Source organism: Hypericibacter adhaerens (assembly GCF_008728835.1).
GTDB lineage: Bacteria > Pseudomonadota > Alphaproteobacteria > Dongiales > Dongiaceae > Hypericibacter > Hypericibacter adhaerens.
In genome coordinates this window covers 594978-611376 of record NZ_CP042582.1, presented here as the reverse complement: position 1 = coordinate 611376, position 16399 = coordinate 594978, and the positions used below count along the sequence as shown (strand labels likewise).

The 16399-nt window shown below is 66.3% G+C and carries 16 protein-coding genes and 1 tRNA gene; 8 read left to right on the top strand and 9 right to left on the bottom strand.

Annotation, left to right across the window (positions count from 1 at the left end; genetic code table 11):
* Nucleotides 1-16 precede the first annotated feature (16 nt).
* The 5 genes from FRZ61_RS02735 to FRZ61_RS02715 all read right to left on the bottom strand — a co-directional run bounded on the left by FRZ61_RS02735 (nt 17) and on the right by FRZ61_RS02715 (nt 5836).
* Entirely contained in the window at nt 17-1003 is a 987-nt protein-coding gene (locus FRZ61_RS02735) for an ABC transporter ATP-binding protein (protein WP_456077635.1), read from the bottom strand.
* Nucleotides 1004-1032: 29 nt separating this feature from the next.
* Nucleotides 1033-2085: an ABC transporter ATP-binding protein gene (locus FRZ61_RS02730; protein ID WP_151114861.1), complete on the bottom strand. Its 1053-nt coding sequence runs from the start codon at nt 2083-2085 to the stop codon at nt 1033-1035.
* Nucleotides 2051-3022 carry an ABC transporter permease gene (locus tag FRZ61_RS02725; protein ID WP_151114860.1) on the bottom strand — a complete coding sequence of 324 codons (972 nt, stop codon included), beginning with the start codon at nt 3020-3022 and terminating at the stop codon, nt 2051-2053. Before FRZ61_RS02725 ends, FRZ61_RS02730 begins: the two co-directional genes overlap by 35 nt.
* A 3-nt stretch (nt 3023-3025) precedes the next feature.
* On the bottom strand, nt 3026-3982 hold the full coding sequence (locus FRZ61_RS02720) for an ABC transporter permease (protein WP_225309076.1): 957 nt from the start codon (nt 3980-3982) through the stop codon (nt 3026-3028).
* Nucleotides 3983-4150: 168 nt separating this feature from the next.
* Nucleotides 4151-5836 (bottom strand): ABC transporter substrate-binding protein, encoded by a 1686-nt coding sequence (locus FRZ61_RS02715; protein WP_151114858.1) that lies wholly within the window; start codon nt 5834-5836, stop codon nt 4151-4153.
* A gap of 319 nt (nt 5837-6155) precedes the next feature.
* Between FRZ61_RS02715 and FRZ61_RS02710 the strand changes: the two genes are divergently transcribed.
* The 4 genes from FRZ61_RS02710 to FRZ61_RS02695 all read left to right on the top strand — a co-directional run bounded on the left by FRZ61_RS02710 (nt 6156) and on the right by FRZ61_RS02695 (nt 10389).
* On the top strand, nt 6156-6923 hold the full coding sequence (locus tag FRZ61_RS02710) for a helix-turn-helix transcriptional regulator (protein ID WP_151114857.1): 768 nt from the start codon (nt 6156-6158) through the stop codon (nt 6921-6923).
* Nucleotides 6924-7087: 164 nt separating this feature from the next.
* Nucleotides 7088-8470: an amidase gene (locus tag FRZ61_RS02705; RefSeq protein WP_263641752.1), complete on the top strand. Its 1383-nt coding sequence runs from the start codon at nt 7088-7090 to the stop codon at nt 8468-8470.
* A gap of 16 nt (nt 8471-8486) precedes the next feature.
* A complete protein-coding gene (locus FRZ61_RS02700; protein WP_151114855.1) occupies nt 8487-9446 on the top strand; it encodes a phosphotransferase family protein in 960 nt (319 codons plus the stop codon).
* A gap of 1 nt (nt 9447) precedes the next feature.
* Nucleotides 9448-10389, top strand: coding sequence for a choline/ethanolamine kinase family protein (locus tag FRZ61_RS02695; protein ID WP_151114854.1), 942 nt, complete (start codon nt 9448-9450; stop codon nt 10387-10389).
* Nucleotides 10390-11097: 708 nt separating this feature from the next.
* Here FRZ61_RS02695 and FRZ61_RS02690 read toward each other — a convergent pair.
* Nucleotides 11098-11799: a hypothetical protein gene (locus FRZ61_RS02690; RefSeq protein ID WP_151114853.1), complete on the bottom strand. Its 702-nt coding sequence runs from the start codon at nt 11797-11799 to the stop codon at nt 11098-11100.
* A 118-nt stretch (nt 11800-11917) separates the two neighbouring features.
* Between FRZ61_RS02690 and FRZ61_RS26910 the strand changes: the two genes are divergently transcribed.
* Entirely contained in the window at nt 11918-12202 is a 285-nt protein-coding gene (locus FRZ61_RS26910; RefSeq protein WP_151114852.1) for a hypothetical protein, read from the top strand.
* Nucleotides 12203-12416: 214 nt separating this feature from the next.
* Here the strand turns inward: FRZ61_RS26910 and FRZ61_RS02680 are convergent, their stop codons facing one another.
* Nucleotides 12417-12602 carry a hypothetical protein gene (locus FRZ61_RS02680; RefSeq protein WP_151114851.1) on the bottom strand — a complete coding sequence of 62 codons (186 nt, stop codon included), beginning with the start codon at nt 12600-12602 and terminating at the stop codon, nt 12417-12419.
* 467 nt (nt 12603-13069) lie between these two features.
* A tRNA-Arg gene (locus FRZ61_RS02675) sits at nt 13070-13146 on the bottom strand.
* 273 nt (nt 13147-13419) lie between these two features.
* Here FRZ61_RS02675 and FRZ61_RS02670 point away from each other — a divergent pair.
* The 3 genes from FRZ61_RS02670 to gpt all read left to right on the top strand — a co-directional run bounded on the left by FRZ61_RS02670 (nt 13420) and on the right by gpt (nt 15720).
* Nucleotides 13420-14571 (top strand): hypothetical protein, encoded by a 1152-nt coding sequence (locus FRZ61_RS02670; protein ID WP_225309075.1) that lies wholly within the window; start codon nt 13420-13422, stop codon nt 14569-14571.
* 160 nt (nt 14572-14731) lie between these two features.
* Complete coding sequence (locus tag FRZ61_RS02665; RefSeq protein WP_151114850.1) at nt 14732-15172, top strand: DUF4864 domain-containing protein; 441 nt, start codon at nt 14732-14734, stop codon at nt 15170-15172.
* A gap of 68 nt (nt 15173-15240) precedes the next feature.
* Complete coding sequence (gene gpt / locus FRZ61_RS02660; protein ID WP_151114849.1) at nt 15241-15720, top strand: xanthine phosphoribosyltransferase; 480 nt, start codon at nt 15241-15243, stop codon at nt 15718-15720.
* Between the two features lie 33 nt (nt 15721-15753).
* On the opposite strand, the gene FRZ61_RS02655 is transcribed toward gpt, so the two are convergent.
* Nucleotides 15754-16380: a sulfocyanin-like copper-binding protein gene (locus FRZ61_RS02655; RefSeq protein ID WP_191909268.1), complete on the bottom strand. Its 627-nt coding sequence runs from the start codon at nt 16378-16380 to the stop codon at nt 15754-15756.
* Between the last annotated feature and the right edge of the window lie 19 nt (nt 16381-16399).

Below are 16399 nucleotides of genomic sequence, written 5' to 3'. Positions count from 1 at the left end.
AATAAGATATTCAAAATCAATGACTTGCCTCAGCCCGCAACGGCGGCGGCAGAGGGTGGTGGCATGCGACGTTCCGGCCGTCCGGCAAGGTCTCGAGCGCCGGACGAACCTCGCGGCAAAGCCGGGTCGCATGGCGGCAGCGCGGATGGAACCCGCATCCCTGCGGCGGATTCATGGGGCTGGGGACGTCGCCCTTCAGCACGATCCGCTCGCGGCGAGCGCCGTAGGCCGGCACCGGCACGGCGGAAAGCAGGGCCTGCGTGTAGGGATGCGCCGGCGCCTCGTAGAGCTGGCCGGTCGTTCCCGTCTCCACGATCGAGCCGAGATACATGACGGCCACCCGGTGCGACACCTGGCGAACGACGGACAGATCGTGGGAAATGAAGATGTAGGCCAGGCCCAGCGTTTCCTGAAGCTCGGCGAGGAGGTTGATGATCTGCGCCCGCACCGAGACGTCGAGGGCGGAGACCGGCTCGTCCGCCACGATCACGGCGGGCCGCACGGCCAAGGCCCGCGCGATGCTGGCGCGCTGCCGCTGCCCGCCGGAGAGCTCGTGCGGAAAGCGGTCGCGCTGATGCGCCGAGAGGCCGACCTGCTCCATGAGCTCGGCCACGCGCGCCTCGATCTGCGCGGGGGCGGCCTTGAAATGGATCCGCAGCGGCTCGGCGATGAGATCGCCGATGCGCCGGCGCGGATTGAGCGACGCGCCGGGATCCTGGAACACCATCTGGATGCGCCGGCGCACGCCTTGCATCCGGCGCCGCGACAGGCCGGCGATATCGACGCCGTCGATCAGGATCCGCCCGGCCGTGATGTCGTGGAGACGAACCAGGCAGCGGGCCAGTGTCGACTTGCCGCAACCGCTTTCGCCCACCAGCGAGAGCGTTTCGCCCGCCGAGATCGACAGCGTGACGCCGGCCACGGCGGTGACTTTCTGCCGTCGCGGGCTGCGCCAGGAGTGGCGGCCGACCGCGAACTCCTTGCGCACGTCGATCGCCTCCACCAAGGGCGGATCTTGCCGAAGCGGCGGCATCACGGGCGCCCTTCCGGCATGTCGGCCCCGTCAACGGCCTGCCGCCCGCCGGCCACGAGATGGCAGGCGGCGAGGTGCGCCGCCACGCCCGACAGCCGTGGGCGGGCGCCGCAGGCCTCGAAACGATGCTGGCAGCGCGGCGCGAAAGCGCAGCCCGGCATGGGCGCCAGCAGCGGCGACGGCGGGGCCCCGGGGATCGACCAGAGACGCTTCGGCCGCTCGCCCGAGAGCGGCGGGATCGACGCCTTGAGGGCCCGGCTGTAGGGATGCAGCGGCCGGACGAACAGCTCCTCGGTCGTGCCGCTCTCCACGATGGTGCCGCCATACATGACCACGATGCGGTCCGCCACCTCGGCGACCACGCCCAGATCGTGCGAGACGAAGATGATCGACGACCCGAACTCCGTTCGAAGATGCCGGATGAGGTCGAGGATCTGCGCCTGCACCGTCACGTCGAGCGCCGTCGTCGGCTCGTCGGCCAGCAGAAGCGAGGGCCGGCAGGACAGCGCCATCGCGATGCACACCCGCTGCCGCATGCCGCCCGACAGCTGATGGGGATAACGCTCGGCCGCCGCGGCGGGATCGGCGATGCCCACCGCGGCGAGCAGGTCTATGGCCCGCCGGCGCGCGGCCTTCCGGCCGATCGGCTCATGCGCCCGGATCTGCTCCTCGATCTGCCCGCCGATCTTCAGCACCGGCGTCAGGGCGGTCATCGGATCCTGGAAGACGATGGACATTTCGTTGCCGCGCATCGCCCGCAGCACCGGTTTCCCCGCGCCGACGAGCTCACGGCCCTTGAACCTGATCGATCCCTCGATGACGACGTTCGGATCGTCGATCAGCCCGATCAGGCTCATCAGGGTCATGGTCTTGCCGGACCCGGATTCGCCGATCAATCCGACGATCTCCCGCGGCGCGATGGCGAACGAGACGCCGTCGACCACGCGGGCCAGGCCGCGCCCGGTCCGGAAGGAGATGCTCAGGTCCCGGACCTCGAGCAGGGCTCCCGCACCGGCGTCAGTCGAGGCGGACGCGAGGGTCGATGGCTGCATAGATGACGTCTACGATGAAATTGGCGGCAACGACGAAGAACGAGGCGTAAAGCACGGTGGCCATGATGACCGGCAGATCGAGCGTGCGAAGGCTGTCATAGGTCAGCTTGCCGATGCCGTGCAGGCCGAACACCACCTCGGTCAGGAGCGCGGCGCCGCCGACCAGCGCGCCGAAGTCGAGCCCGAACATGGTGACGATGCCGACCAGCGAGACCCGCAGCGAGTGATGGAGCATGACCCGCGTCGCGCTCAGGCCTTTCGCGTGCGCGGTGCGGATGAAGTCCTCCTGGTTCGATTCGATGATGGCGGCCCGCAGGACCCGGCCATAGAGGCCGACATAGAGCGCCGACAGGGTCAGCGCGGGGATGACCAGCGCCTTGAACCATCCCCAGGGATCCGCGGTCAGCGCGACATATCCCAGGGGCGGCACCCAGGAAAAGAGCCAGCTGTCATGCATCCGGCTCTGGGTGACAAGGTTGAGGACCTCGCCCAGCCAATAGACGGGCATCGAGATGCAGAGGAGACAGAAACCCATCAGCAGGGCATCGAGAAGGCTGCCCTTGAACGCGGCGGACAGCACGCCGATCGAGACGCCGCCGACGATCCAGAACACGGCCGCGGCGAACACGAGCGACAGCGTCACCGGCGTCGCGTCGACGATCTGGGGGATCACCTTGTGGCCGCGATTGACGAACGAGGTGAGGTCGCGGGTGACAAACAGCCGCTTCATCATCAGCGCGTACTGGATGTAGAGCGGCCGATCGAGGCCGAAATCCTTGCGCACCTCGGCCAGCGTCTCAGGCGCGGCATTGCGTCCGGCGATGCGCGCCGCCGGATCCGACCCGGGCGTGGCGAAGAAGATCAGGAAGGACAGCACGCTGATGCCGAACATCACGAAGAGCATCTGGGCGACGCGTCGCAGGAGCAGCGTCAGCATCGCTCACGCGACCCTGAGCTTGGCGCGGGGGTCGATCGCCTCGCGCAGGGCCTCGCCCAGGACATTGAGCGCCAGCACCGTCAGCCCCAGCGCCACGCCGGGCGCCAGCACCACGGTCGGCCGGCTGTAGAGGAGCTCCAGCCCGTCCTGGATGATCGTGCCCCAGCTCGCCTCCGGCGGCTGCACGCCGATGGAGAGGAACGACAGTGCCGATTCCGCAAGCACGCTGAGCGCCATCATCAGGGGCGCGAAGACGATCACCGTGGTCGCGACATTGGGAAGGATGTCGCGCAGCAGGATGCGATGCGGCGGCACGCCGAGGCAGATCGAGGCGAGGACGAACTCGCTTTCGCGCAGCGTGAGGACACGGCCGCGGATGGGCCTGGCCACGTAGGGCACGTAGACGATGCCGACGATCCAGATCGGCAGCCAGAGGCTGCCGGCCGTCAAGGTAAACGGCCCGATCTCGAATCCGCCGCTGAGGAGCACGATCGACAGCGATATGGCCAGGAGATAGACCGGGAAGGCCCAGAGCACGTCGAGGCCGCGCGAAATGATCGTGTCGGTCACGCCGCCGAAATAGCCCGCGGCGATGCCGACGAAGCAGGCGAGCGCCAGGGTGATGACCGTCGCCGCCGCGCCGATCAGCAGCGAATTGCGGCCGCCGTAGAGCAGCCGCCCGGCGACATCGCGGCCCTGGGCGTCGGCGCCGAGGAAATAGAGGGCGGGATTCCAGGTCGGGCCGATCGGCGTCGAGCCGATCCCGAGCCCCTCGGTATTCGGCTCCAGAAGGTTCCTTACCTGACCGTCGATCGCGACGGTCCCCTCGATGTTCGACTGGAAGGGATCGACGCCGGTCACATGCTCGACATAGAGCGGAGCCATCAGGCACAGCGACACGATCGCCAGCAGCAGCGCCGACGCGGCCCAGGCGGACGGATTTCGCGCGAGACGGGCCATGGCAACGCGCCATGGCCCGGGTGCCCGCACCGTCCCCACGGATCCGGCCGCCCGCTCCGACGATGGCGCGGCCGGAAAGAGGTTCGCTGTCATCTCTCGTTCGTGCTCCTCGCCGGACCCCCGGCAAGCGCCGGGGAGTCGGCCGAGGGACCGGTCACGCTCCGACGGCTACTGAACCCAGGCGTTGGCGAACAAGAAGTAGTATTGCAGGCTGAAACTGAAGTCGCCAACCCTCTGCGAGACGAAGTCGAGATGCTTCGGCGTGAACAGCACCGCGACCGGGGCCTTGTCGACCACCATGCGGTCGATCTCGGCCCACTTGGCGTTGGCGGCCTTGAGATCGGTGATCTGCAGGTCCATGGCCTTCTTCATCTCGGCGTCGATCGCGGGATCGCAGAAGCCTGAGATGTTGACCGAGGCATCCGATCCCGGATGGAACGAGTCGCAGCTCAGCAGGGTGTAGAGGAAATCCGAGCCTGACGGATAATCCTGGTACCACTGCGAGATGCTCATCTGCACCTTGTTGTTGGTGTTCTGGATGTAGGTGAACTGGATGTCGGGCGAGATGGCCTTGACGCTGGCGACGTAGCCGAGATCGTTCAGCACGCTCTGCAGATAGGCGCCGATGCTGCGCGAGATCGTCGTGTCCTCGGCGATGATCGTGATCTCCTGTCCTGCCGTCCCCGATTCCGCGACCAGCTTCCGGGCTTTCTCCAGGTCCGGTGCCGACCAGGTCTTGCCGGGATTGAGCGTGTAGGGGCAGTAGTCTTCATGGCCCGGGAAGTTGGGCGGCAGAAGCTGGCAGGTCGGCGTCGCAAGGTTGGGGCCGCCGAACAGCTTCACCAGGGCCTTCCTGTCGATGGCGTAGTTGACCGCCTGTCGCGCCTTCTCGTTGTTGAAGGGCGGCAGGTTCGTGTTCATCGGCACGTACCACATCGCGGTGAGCGGGGTGATATGGACGCGGTCGGCATATTTCGTGCCCAGCTCGCTCAAGCGGTCGGGCGGCGGCTGGTCGAACATCCAGTCGGCCTGGCCGTTCTGAACGGCATTCACCTCCGCCTGCTCCGTCAGGCCGAAATCATAGACGATCTCGTCCGCATAGCCGTCCGGCTGGGCGTCCTTGCTCCATTCCTTGAAGTTGGGATTGCGCGCCAGCTTCATCTGCTGGTTCGGATCGTAGGAGACGATGTGATAGGGGCCGGTGCCGGGAATGGGCGTCGTGCCGGCATCGCTGCCCGGCGTGTCGGCCGGGAGGATCGCCGCATGCGGAATGGCGAGCTTGTTGAAGAACTCGGCGTCGGGGCGCGTCAGGTGGAAGGTGACGGTGCGCGCCGCCTCGTCGCCCACGACACCGCCTTCCAGGGTGCAATCCGCCGGCGACTTCAGGCAGGCGTCGGCGCCCACCAGCACGGAATAGAAGGTGCCGGCGGTCGGCCCGGCCACCTTGAAGATGCGCTGATAGGAGGCGACCACGTCCTTCACGCCGACTTCCTGCCCATTGGAGAACTTGATGCCCGGCCGGATCTTGAAGACATAGGTCTTGCCGCCGTCCTGGGCCTCCGGAATGGCTTCGGCGATGTCCGGCACGATGGTGAAGCTGTCGGGGCCGGCAACCTTCTTGAAGGCGAGCAGCCCGTCATAGAGGGGCTGGAACAACTGCCAATATTGCAGGGTGTAGTTGACGTGGGGGTCGAGGGTGCCCGCCGCCGAGCGGGCCACCAGGCGCAACGTCCCGCCCCTGTGCGCGGTCATGTCGTCGGCCCGGACGTCGCCGCCGATCGTCGCGGCGGAGGCCAGGCCGGCGATCACGCAAGCGGCCGCCAGCTGTGACGCCTTCCATCTGTTCGGTTTCATTTGCCAGTTCTCCGATGGCTGGGTTGCAACGACTTGCGCATCCTTCCCGATCGAAGGCGCCGGCATCGCGGCCCGCTCCCCCTCCCGGGGAGCCGATGCGTAGTCTGCGGAAGGTACCGTCGCCCTCGACGGCGGGCCTAGCTAGCAAAACTCCTAGGCTGTGGGGGCCATCGCCGGCCGCCGATCGCGTCAGACGCGCCCAAGGTCCGGACGGGATCGGCATAACCGGTTCAGCCGGAGACAGCCCCGCCTCTCCTCCGCCCAAGACATTGACGGCCCGGGACGTTGACTGCCCGAGATGATGGGCTAGACTTTTGCGATGGAAGACTGGTTCCTCGCTCTCGAAGAGGGATTGAACGGGGCGGCCGGCATCGATGCCGGGCTGGACGTCATGGTCGGCGCCCTCTCCCGCTTCGGCCTCAGCAGCGTCAACTACGACTACGCCCCGGTGCCGTTGACGAAGGACCGGGAGATCGTCACGCCCGTCCTTCTGGTGACGCGCAACGCCCCGGACAGCATGATCGATCTGTGGCGCAACGCCGGCTACTACCAGATCGACCCGGTCATGCGGGTCGCCAATTCCCGGACGGTGCCGTTCACCTGGTCCTATTTCGAGAACGCGCGATCATCGCTCACGCCCATCATGGACGACCGGGCGCGCCCCGTCGCGCAATACCTGCACGACACCCGCCTGACGGTCGGCGTCACCGTGCCGATCCGCTATGGAAACGGCTCGCTCGCGACCTTCACCGGCATCCATGTCGATCCGGAGCGGCACTTCCACCGCGACCTCGAGCAGCATCTGAGCGAGATCGGCCTGGCGGCCTACATGTTCCACAATTTCGCCATGCCGAAGCTGCGCCCGGCCACAGGCTCTCCGGCGCCGGTGCGCCTGACCCGGCGCGAGGTCGAGTGCCTGAGGCTGAGCGCGCAGGGTTACTCGGCCAAGCAGATCGCGGCGAGGCTCGGCCGTTCCATCGGCACCGCGACCCTCCATCTGCAGAACGCCACGCGCAAGCTGGGCGCACGGAACCGCACGCACGCCGTGTCCCTCGCCGTCCAGCGCCAGTTGATCGACGGCATCTGACATCCGCTTCGCCCGCGGGGCCGGGCGGAATCTCACCTAACGATTTTGCTAGCTGTCGCGCGCCGCCGGCACCGACCTAAGGTCGGGCCATGACACGGGGCAGCTCATCATCGATGGCCGGCGCGCCGCCTGCGGGTGAGCCTGCCAAAGGCAAAACCGACGAATTGTGCCGCCTGACCGCGACCGAGCTGATCGCGGCCTACAAGGCGCGCCGGCTTTCGCCGGTCGATGTCACGGCGGCCATCCTCGACCGGATCCACCGTCTCAATCCTCGACTCCTGGCCTTCTATCGGGTCGAGCATGAGGGCGCCATGACGGCCGCCTACGCGTCGGAGGCCCGCTGGATGCGCGGCGCGCCGGTAGGCCCGCTCGACGGCGTGCCGGTCTCGATCAAGGACAGCATCGCCGTGGCCGGGTTGCCGATGTATCGCGGCAGCAAGGCCTATGCGCCGGCGGCGCCGTCATCGGTCGATGCGCCGCCGGCGGCCCGGCTGCGGGAAGCGGGCGCCATCCTCCTCGGCAAGACCACGATGCCCGATCTCGGCTGCCTGGCGTCGGGCCTCAGCAGCCAGCACGGGACGGCGCGCAACCCCTGGAACCTCGCCCGCACGCCGGGCGGGTCGACGTCGGGCGGCGCGGCCGCCGTTGCCGCCGGCCTCGGTCCCCTGACGATCGGCACCGATCTCGGCGGATCGGTTCGCATCCCCGCCGCTTTCTGCGGCCTCGTCGGGCTCAAGCCGACCCAGGGCCGGATTCCCCACCTTCCCGCCAGCAGCATGCGATCGGCCGGCCCCCTCGCCCGCTCCGTGGCCGACGCCGTGCTGCTGACCGCGGTCCTGTCGCAGCCCGACCGGCGAGACTGCCTGTCGCTGCCTTTTCCGGCACCCCCCGCCCCGCCCCCGGCAGAACCGGAGGCGGTGATCCGCGGGGCGCGCATCGGCCTGCTGCTGGATCTGGGCGCCGGCACGCCCGCCGGCCCCGAGACCCGCGCGGCGATCGAGCAGGCGGCCCTGTTGCTGGCGGCCCAGGGGGCGACGGTGGAACCCCTGCCTGCCCTGTTCACTGAGGATCCTGAGGGGGCGGTGGAGACCTATTTCAGGGCGCGCGTGCTCTCGGAGCTGCAGCACCTGCCGGCCGATCTCCAGGCAGAGGCCCATCCCGACGTGCGGAGCTGGTGCGAGGCCGCCAAGGGTCTCTCCGCCGCGGAGCTGCTCGAGGCCATGAACGGCCTCGACCGGCTGCGGGTGCAGGTCAACGACGCTTTCGCCGGCTTCGATTTCGTGCTGTCCCCCGTCATGCCGATGACGGCCTACGCCGCCGATCTCGCCTTCCCGGACCGGGAGCGCGCCTGGTCCCATCTTCTCTTCACCGCCACCTACAACCAGACGCAGCAGCCGGCGCTGTCCGTTCCCTGCGGCTTCGACCGGGACGGGCTGCCGATCGGCCTGCAGATCGTCGGGCAGCGATTTGCCGACCACGCCTTGCTGCGGCTGGCCGCCGCCTTCGAGACGCTCCGCGGGTTGCGGGCGGACCTGCCGGTTCTCTGACAGGGGCGCCCTGTCGATGGCCATCGAAGCTACCGGACCGGCTTCCCCGCGCGAGCGCGCCGAGGCGGCGGCCCGGCGGATGGCCTGCTGGGGCGGCGGCGCGATCGGCCTGCATCCCGCTGCCGCAACGATCGCCGTGCCGATGTTCTCGGCCGTCGACCATGATTGCTGGCTGGTGGAAGCCGGGGAGACGCAGGCCTTCCTGAAGGTGCCGAGCCCCGACATGGCGCCCTTCCTGGACCCCGCCGCCGCGCATGGCGCCATCGAGGCCGCCGCCGCCATCGGCGTGACGCCGGCCGCCATCGCCTACGACGAGACCAGCGGCGCCATCGCGCTGACCTGGCTCGGAGAGGGCTGGCGCGGCGCCTATATGGACGAGCTGCCGCGGGGGCCGCGCCGAGAGGCCCTGATCGGGCTGAAGAAGCGGCTTCACGACGGCCGCCCGTTTCCCCGTCACCGCACGATCTTCAGCCATCTTCAGGAGCTGACCGCGCTGGGCGATCGTCTCGGCACGATCTGGCCCGACGATCACCGCACGTTCGTCGATTATGCCGATCGCATCGCCGCCGCCTTCGCCGCATCGGGATACGAGCTGCGGCCGTGCCATGGGGACGGCCACAGCTCCAATGTTCTGCTGGGGCCGAACGACGCCCTCCTCCTCGTCGATTTCGACTTCGCGGCCAACAACGATCCGCTCTACGACCTCGCCGCCGCGCTGCTCGATATCGAGCCGTGGGACGACGGCATCGAAGAAGCGATCGAGATCTATCGCGGGAGCTTCGACCGGAAGCTGGCGAACCGGGTCAAGCTGCACATGATCCTCGACGACATGCTATGGGCCCGGCTGGCCTTGATCGCCGCGCAATCCTCGCCGCGCCGTCACGTCGAGTTCCTGAAATATGGCGAGTTCCGGCTGCTGCGATGCCGCTATCACCTGCGCACCTGGCCGGTGGACGAGATGCTGCGGAGGCTCTGAGATGCCCGAGAAACGGCTGGGCCAGGCCTCCACCGCGGACGAGGCGGCCGTCGAGACCGCGTTGCGCCGGATCCCCGAGCTGCAGGGGCAGGATCTCGCCTATGAGCGCATCGCCGCCGGCATCACCAACGCGAACTGGCGGATTCGCCGCGAGCCCGGCAACGAGCTGCTGTTCCTGAAGGTGCCCGGAACGGGAACGGAGATGTTCATCGACCGCAAGGCCGCGCATGACGCCAACCTCAAGGCGGCGCTGGTCGGCGTGGGCCCGCGCGTCCTCCACTATCTGGAGGACAGCGGCGTCGAGGTGTTCGAGTATCTGGCCGGATACCGGAGCTGCAACAGCATCGATTTCCGGGATCGCGATGTCCGCATGAATTCCCTGGCCGCCCTGAAGCAGCTCCATCAGGGGCCGGCGCTGAGCCTGACCAAGACCTATTTCGACATGATCGAGGAGCATCGCCGGCAGGTCGGCGAGCTCGCCGCGGCGCTCCCGCGGGACTGGGAAGCGCTGCAATGGCACTACGGCCGGATCCGCCGCGCGCTCACCGCGGCGGGCTTGGATATCGTGCCTTGCATCAACGATACCTACGTCACCGACTTCATGGTCAACGACCGGAAGGAGATCAAGCTCGTCGATTTCGAGTATGCCTCCAACAACGACCGCTGCGCCGACCTCGCCATCTGGTTCTTCGAGCTGTTCTTTCCCGAGGCGATCGAGGACGAGCTGATCGAAGCCTATTTCGGCGCCTGCCGTCCCGAGCTGAAGGCGCGCATCGCCGTCTACAAGGCTCTGATCTGCATCAAATGGACCTTATGGACCTCGGTCCAACGGCGCCTTTCCACCCTTCGCTTCGACTATGCGAAATACGGCGCCTGGCTCAACCTGCGCGGACGGTTTCACTTACGTGACTGGCGCTGGGAGACTTACCTCCGGACCCTCTAAGGTTCCGGACCGCGGCGACAGGATCCCGCCCGCGTCCAGCAACAGCTCCCATTCACACCGCCGACCGGCCGCGGGATGACACCCGAAGCCTCCGGCCCCTTTTCTTTGTTCGCAGCCGGCAGTAGCATCAACCGATGCGGGGGAAAATATTAACGATTTTGCTCGGGGTCGTTGTCGTCGCCTGTTCTGCAGTGAACAGATCCGACGAAGAGATTGATGCCGAATTTACGCGGCAAGCCGTGCTGGGTTGCGTTAGCCACGGTAAACACGGCACCACGCCAGAGGCGCTCCGCAAAAACTGCCAATGCGTTGCCCATGAGGAGCTACTTGGTACGCCCCCTAATATAAGGCGGTTACTTGTCGAGCACCGTATGACGCTCACGGCCGAGGAATTCGCGAATATCTACGATTCGGACAGAGTTAACGCCGGAATCAGGATGAACTGTCCAGCAGCCTATAAGGCGTGGTCCCAATCTACGGGGGGAGGCTAGCCGATTCGCGCCCGAGAAAGTCGGTGCTGACAGTCGGCTCCCGAGGGCAGCCTTTCTCGGGCTCAAGCGCGGTTAAATCGTTCATCACCTCGACCAGCACATTGAGCACCGGCGGCGCCTGCGCTTCGACCCGTCGGGCCGTTGCGTGGCACAATGCTTCCTGGATATGGGGCAAGGTCAGAGGGCGCGAGCTGTTGCTTTAAGGCGCCCGAGAAGGCTATGGGCTGCCGTACGTGAAAAGTCGCGTGGTTTGGGGACAGTTGGTGCTCAAGAGAGCCATGAGCGAGGGAGATCGGCGCTCCAGATATTGGCGGCTTTCAGGTTCCGGCAGTTGCCCTTCCACCATTTGCCGTCTCATGGATCTCGACATCAGCGTGAAGACTTGGCGGCCCGCACAGTTGCAGTTGGTCGAAAGTTCAGCAGGCGTGAGACTCGTTTCCGCCTTTTCTCCCGCGACGCACTTTCGCGTGAATATCTCAATGAATTTCTGCCTGACCTCCACGTCAGTCATCGCATCGGCATCGGTCGGCGATGAGGCCTGGGGGACTGGTGCATCCGAATTGCCACTCATAAAATTGTAGGCTGCGGGACAATTCATGCGCAACCCGGCCATCAGCGCCTCATAATCATAGAGCTTTTGCATCTCCATGGCGGTCAGGTGCAGATTCTTTTCGACGATCAAGCGCCTGATATTGGCTGGCGTAGCACGCAGCTTTTCTTGCCCTGCGCATCTGCAGTTCGACAGTAAGCTCTCTGCTGTGTCGCCTAGTTGGCCGGCGTCGATGCAGCCGCGGATCGCCCTCTTGACGAACTCGCGGTCGACCTCCTCGTCGGACCATGCTGTCGTCGAAGATGCTGACGCCGTCGACGATGGAGGAAGCTGTCGCGCCTCACAGGCGGCGACAATGATAACGAGCATAATAATTAGATATTTCCCCCGCACTCGGCGAGACTAACTCGATCTTTGCGGCTGAGGCAAGGCTCGCCCGTAGGGGAAAGACCGCGACCAGTACAGACGCATCGTCGCCGTCTGCTATATGGCCGGCGAGGATCTGAACCGGTGGATGGTGAGGCAGGGTCAGACCCTTGCGTATCGGCATTTCACCGAGACCTATGTCTCGGCCGAGGACGAGGCCCGGAAGGCCGGCGCGGGCTATGGGCGAAGGAGTTCACTTACCCCTGGGATTGGCGGAAGCAACATTAGTCCTCGCCACATCCCTCAATTGGGATGGGCTCAGCCAGTTTCCTGCGGGGCCGGTCCATTAAGCCGCGCAGCTTGCGCCGCGCCGAAGACATGCTTTTCCGACTCTGAGTCTTGCTGAGATCATCGCTGGCATTGCCGAGGGCGGCCTCCAACTCCCGCAGTTCCTCTATCCGCTTATCGATCGCCCATTAAATATCGAGAGCTAGAGAGATGTCGGGCCGAACCTCATCCCACATCGGGAAACGATTCTGGAATGCTTCTTCGTCGACGGGCTTTAGCCGCTCATCGGTCCTCCTCTCGACTTCGGTAGTTCCTGCTGACGTATTCAAGAATCACGAATCGCCGTCGGGCATCCGCCGCCCCGAAAACAACCGCCCCCGGTTGTGATATGCCCGGACTGCATCCATTACCTGCTCGATAAGTTCCGAATCTGCTATCCCCGAACCATCACGAATTTCGAGTTTCAGTTCGATGGTGTAGGCCATATTGGTGGGGCTTTCGGATCGCTTCGCGCGCATCTGCTGCCTCCTTGTCGTGGTAATGTTCTACGATTAGGAGCTTGGCAAGCGCCCGGATCGCCCTCCCGGAGGGCGGGATGCAGCAGCTTCCGGGGCTCGGTATCGACGAGCCCGGGTGCGAGAGGGCCAGCGGCAGATCCTTGATCGCCTCCTTCGCCCTGCTGCCATGCTCCAGGGATCGATACAGTGACGTTCCCGCCCTCTGGCCCTGAGGCGCAGCCGTCGCGCATCCATGATCGAGACTTGATTTCCGATCAGTGAGCGGAATCTGGTGGACAACGCCGCGACAGGGACGTGACGGGCAAGCGACACGTGATGGTGACCGATCCGAGCCACTTTGGAATGAGCGATCGAGAGCACAAAGGGCCTCCCGAAAGCGCTGTTACTACCCCGGGCGCTACCCCAAGGGCATGATTCCACCTGCGCCGTAGAAGGCGTTCTAGCAATCTATTGAAGTTGGGGGGAATTGGCGCGCCCGGAGAGACTCGAACTCCCAACCCCCAGATTCGTAGTCTGGTGCTCTATCCAGTTGAGCTACGGGCGCAAGCCTGTTGTCGCGTGTGAAGCGCCAGGGCGCCCCGCGACAGGCGGCGGAACCTACAGGAAGCCCGCGACGCTGGCAAGGGCACCAACCAAACGTCAAAAAGGGCTGAATTCTTCGCAGTCTAGCGGGAAAACCCGCTTGTGGCACTGGTAGGGCTTCGTTATGATTCCGGCGCCAAAATGGGGGATCGCGGGGAAGTGGCGTGTGCATGCGGACTGGCGTCTGCCGGTCGGCGATTCCCTACGATGAAGCAATGCAGGGTCGAGCCATCGCATGAGCATGAAGCCTTTTTGCGCAGCCATCGCAGGCGCCCTTCTCATCCTGTCGGGATGCACGGTCAGCAATCAGCCTGCGGCTTCTTCGCAAACGGCGCAGGGCTCCACCCCGGCCAGCCCCAGCAGCTCGACCCAGACCGCTTCCGCCACGCCCGCCACCACCACGCCCACGACGAGCAATGCCAATCTGCAGCAGCTCGGCAGTGGCAGCTTCAAGCCTGAAGGGGTCACGCCGGGCCAGCCGACCGGCACGGTCGTCGGCAAGAAGGTCGAGGAGTTGCGCGGCGATCTGACGCGGCTGCAGACCTCGGTCACGGATGAAAACAGCCAGCTGCAGCAGTTGCGTCAGCAGGCGATCGCCAACGCGAACAACTACCACAACACGGTCGGCGCCATCGAAGCCAAGCTGCAGGTCGGCACCACCAAGGGCAACCCGATCCTGGTCGCCGCCTGGAACCAGGCCCAGGCCCAGCTCGAGCAGGTGAACACCGACCTCGGCCGGATGAACTCGCTCGCCAACGAGGTCGCCAGCAATGCGGGCCTCGCGAGCTACCTGCTCGAGGCCACGCGCGCGGCCTTCGGTCTTTCCGGTGCGGTCGACGAGGATCATGAGCAGCTCACCGTGCTCGAGGACGAGACCAACAAGACCACCGTGCTGGTGGACCGCCTCCTGACCGAGCTGACCGAGGATGTCGCGCGGCAGACCAACTATCTCGCCGCCGAGCGCTCCAACCTCAACACCCTGGCGCTGGCCGTGAACAACGGCGAGCTCTATGGCCAGAGCTTCGCCACGCGCAGCTATGCGCCGGCGATGTCGCAGGCCCTGCCGCCCGGCGCCGGCATCGCCACGGGCCGCCCGCTGGTGGTGATCCGGTTCGACCGCGACAACCCGGATTACGAGCAGGCGCTGTTCGCCGCCGTCAGCGCGACCCTGGATCGCCGTCCCAACGCCGCCTTCGATCTGGTGGGCGTGGCCCCCTCGGCCGGCTCGCCGGCCCAGGTCTCGCTCAACACCAGCGCTGCGCGCCGCGCCGCCGACAAGGTGATGCGCTCGCTCACCTCCATGGGCCTGTCGGCCGACCGCGTCAGCCTCTCCACCATGACGAGCCCGACGGCCCAGACCAACGAAGTCCACCTTTACGTCCGATAACCCTCTACACCCAACCTCATAACCCGACGACGGAACCGGCGCCCCTGGGGGCGCCGGTTTCTTTTTGGCCCCGCCCCCGAGCCCTTGGAAGCCCCAGCCCCGCGACCTAGTCTCGATGGAGGGTGCGGCGCTCGATCCCGCGCCTGGAAGGAAGGGACAGATGCGGGCTCGCTTCCTCGCGGCACTGGCTGCCCTGGCGCTGGGCGGCCTCTTCTCGGTGCCGGCCCTGGCCGGCGACAGCGCCCTGGCACCGGCCGATGCCACCGCCATCCGACAGGTGATCGAGGACCAGATCGACGCCTTCCGCCATGACGATGGCGTGACGGCCTTCGGCTTCGCCTCGCCGGCGATCCAGCAGAAGTTCCAGAACCCCAACAACTTCATGGCCATGGTCCGCAGCGGCTACCCCCAGGTCTACCGGCCGCGCACGGTCGAGTTCGAGGAGCTGTCGGTCGAGGAGATGGGGCCGGCCCAGAACGTCCTGGTGGTGGGTCCCGACGGCATCCCCGTCCTGATGATCTATCTGATGCAGAAGCAGCCCGACGGCTCCTGGCGAATCAACGGCGTCTATATGACCCGGATGCCCGATCTCAGCGCCTGATCCTCGTTCCCGCTCTTGACGGCCCCGCTCTTGACGACACCGGGCCGGGCGCGGGAGAAGTGCCGGCCATGACAATACCGCCGGACAAGAGCTTCCCCGTCACCTGGGAGGAGCTGCACCGCAACGCCAAGGCGCTCGCCTGGCGCCTTTCGGAAATGGGCCCCTTCAAGGGCATCGCCGCCGTCACTCGCGGCGGACTGGTGCCGGCCGCCATCGTGGCGCGCGAGCTCGATATCCGGCTCATCGATACCGTCTGCATCGTCAGCTATGACGAGTTCAGCCAGGGCCAGCTCAAGGTGCTGAAGGGCGTGCCCAGCGACGGCGAAGGCTGGCTCATTGTGGACGATCTGGTCGATACCGGCCGCACCGCGCGGGCGGTGCGCGAGATGCTGCCCAAGGCGCATTTCGCAACCATCTATGCCAAGCCCGCCGGCAAGCCCTTGGTCGACACCTACGTCACCGAGGTCAGCCAGGACACCTGGATCCTGTTCCCCTGGGACATCGAGCCCCAATTCATCCAGCCGATCGCCAAGCGGCGAAACGGGTGAAGCCTTGTCGGGGCCGCCGAGAGAAGCGGTTCGCTAGGGCGTGACGGTCAAGGGCAGCGCCATGCCGGCGGCGTAGTGGCCCGCTACATTGCAGATCAGGAGATAGGTGCCGGGGGACAGGTTGAGCTCCAGGGTCTTGCTCACATTCGGCGAGAGCTCGCCGCTGTCGCCGGCGACCTTGATCTGGTCCTCGACCACGCGCCAGCTGTTGTAGTCATAGGGCAAGGGCGCCGTCGGGCTGTCCACGGCGACAACCAGGACCTCGTGCACGACGCTGCGCGACCAATTGGTGATGTCGAGCGTCACCGTCCCGGCGGGCACGCTGTCCTGGTCGGCGCGAACCGTCATCATGCCGTGCCCCATCATCCCGCCACCCATCATCCCACCGCCCATCATCCCGCCACTGGGCCCGTTGCCCCAGGCGCCCATCATCCCCGGGCCGTAACCCATCATGCCGCCCGCCCCGGGTCCTGCCCCCCAGGGACCCATCATCCCGGGGCCGTAGCCCATCATCCCGACCCCGGCCCCGCCTCCCGCCACGGCCGTCATGTCGAGGAGCGCAACGCGCACCGTGCTGGACGGCGCCGCCGCGCCGGCTGCGACCGCCGAGGTGCAAACGAGGGCCAGCGCTGCCAGGCAACTGCGTATCTTCGATTTCATCGACGCCTCCTCCGGATCG